This is a genomic window from Skermanella sp., assembly GCF_059503625.1.
Window position 1 is genome coordinate 1 of record NZ_JCACHA010000421.1, and the last position, 2436, is coordinate 2436.

Sequence of the window (2436 nt, forward strand, 5' to 3'; positions counted from 1 at the left end):
ATCTTTCTTCCTGAACGGCTGGAAGATCTCGAATCGCAGCTGCCGGCAGCAATCGCGCAAGCAACTGCCGCACTGGCTCCCGGCCAGCCGGTCGAGGTCGTCGAAGCACTCCAGGCGCTCGCCACCCGGCGCGGTTTCGACCTGCCGGACGGGATCGCCCTCGAGATGGACGTCGAAATTTTGGCATCATGGCCAAAAGACCTCTTCGTCAAGGCCTTCCGCATTGTCTGGGAGCGCTTCGCCTACAGGCGGCTGCCGGAAGTCGCCGATTTCTACGAACCCATCAAGCTGGCAATGGCCGAACGGCGGGAACGGCTCGCAAAGCTTCAGTCCCTCAAGCTGAAGCTGGAAACGGTAAGGATGCGGGAGAGGTTCGATCGGGAAGCCAGGCAGCGCCATGCCGCGCGCCGTGAGCGCGAACTCGAGACGCTGCGGACAGTGGCACAACGGGCAGCATCCCGTACCGGCTCCGGCCCTGAGGCCGAAGACCCGGTTCACTCCAACCCGGCTATAGTGGAACCACAGGAAAGCCGATCCGAGATTGACGATTCGGCTGCCGGACAAGCATCCTTTTCTTCAGCGGAACACCCCGTTTTGCCGGAAGAGCACGGTACCCGGCGCCTCGGTGCGGAAGAACCACAGCACGGCGCCGGTGTCGGCGAAGGTTCTTCAGTCCTACCGGATGGGCTCGCACCGGATGGGCTCGCAAGCCGAGCTCAAGCCTTGCCGTACAGGCTCCGGAGTGACCGATCGAGATCGAGCCCTTTGGCAGTCACCCTGGCGGGCGGCGGAGGATCGGCGATCCTGCCGGATAGCAAGGCGGAAAGAAGATGCCTGCCCGGAAGGAGACAGCCGCCGACCCGCCGAAGCGATCGCCTGGGCATGAGTACCGATCGATGTCGTCCATCGCGAGATGCGGCGGTCAGCCCTGAGATTCCAGGAGTGCGCGACCCGGCCGCGCATCGCTCGCAGGCCGATCGCCGGCAATTTGCGGGCGCAGGTGCTGCGGGCGCCATATCTGCTCCAGCAGGCGGATCAAACCGGGTTCTTCACCGAAGAGGCGCAGATGCGAATATGTCGGTCGGCTGGCTCTTTCCAAAACCTTGCCAGCCGACTTGGAGAAACAGCAGGGTGAATGCGAACTCCGATGGGTGGAATGTCCTCATGGCCATAAATGTCGCTGCCACGACCAAGGCGGCTCAGGCCAGAGCACCCTGGATGTCAAGCCGGACGCTCCGGCAACGGCCTGTATTCATGAACGCGCCGATGCTCGGCCAGTTGGCGCGATAGGAAAAATGACGGGCATGCCCGGTAGGCGGCCCTGCATCGACGACAGGATCGTCATGGGTGCGACGCGCTGAAGCATGCAACACGAGTCCGTCAACATGGAGAACCTCGCCGCCTCCCCTACCCCGCCACGCTACCTGCTTTCGCGGGAGGACACGGTGGACTTGCCAGCAGGCCAAGCGGAGAGCGCTTGTTCGGCGACAGCCTTGAGCATGTCGGGATTAAATCCGGCTTTAGCCTGCACCGCCATGCCGTGAAGGACTGCCATCAGGAATGCCGCGAGGACATCAGGTTTGGCCGCCTCCGGTAAGTCGCCCTCCGCCTTTGCCCGTTCGAAGCGCTTCCGAAGGTGCGATTCACCAGCCGCACGCGCGTCGATCAGCGCCTGCCGCCAGGTTCCGCTTCATCCGAGCCTGCCAGGACCCCCGGTATGATCGGGATACCGTGTATTGAGATCGATCGCGCTGTAGAGCATGTGCGCGCAGCCACTTCCCGCGCTGTAGGCAGTTCAAGCGCGACCGGAAGGTAATCCAGGTACCGCTCGCAGTAGGCGGTCGCGATCAGGAGAGATCAGGCCGACCTTTCCTCCGCCAGACCTCTGATCGATGCCGTGATCGGCGAATTCGGCAAGCTCGACATACTCGTGAACAACGCCGGCATCGCCATTCAAGGTCATCTGGTGGGCGATCCATCGCTCGATGGAGACAAATACAACCGGCAATGGCAAGTCAACGTCATGGGCACGATTGCCAACACCCGTGCCGCAGCGCCGAGACTGAGCAACGGCGGCCGGATCGTCTTCATCGGCTCCCTCCTCGGGTCGTGCGTACCATTCCCGGGTGTTGCCGATTATGCCGGAACGAAGTGGGCGCTCGCCGGATATGCGAAGGGCATCGCACGGGACCTCGGTCCCCGCAACATCACGGTCAACGTCGTTCAGCCCGGTATCATGCCGACGGACATGGCTTCGGACGTTGCCGACGAGCTTCCGGACCGAGAGGCCATCCTTGACATGCATCCGATCCGCCGCATTGCGACCCTTGAAGAAGTAGCGGCAACCATCTGCTTCGTTGCCGGACCGTCCGCGGGCTACATCAACGGCGAGACCATCAATGTAGGTGGCGGTTTCGGGATCTGAGCTTTCAAAGC

The 2436-nt window shown here is 62.6% G+C and carries 2 protein-coding genes; both read left to right on the plus strand.

The window, feature by feature from the left end; translation table 11 throughout:
- On the plus strand, positions 1-1290 hold a 1290-nt coding region (locus tag AC5JJ6_RS09280), incomplete at its 5' end, for a hypothetical protein (protein ID WP_496041764.1).
- A gap of 556 nt (positions 1291-1846) precedes the next feature.
- Entirely contained in the window at positions 1847-2425 is a 579-nt protein-coding gene (locus tag AC5JJ6_RS09285; protein WP_496041765.1) for an SDR family NAD(P)-dependent oxidoreductase, read from the plus strand.
- Positions 2426-2436 lie beyond the last annotated feature (11 nt).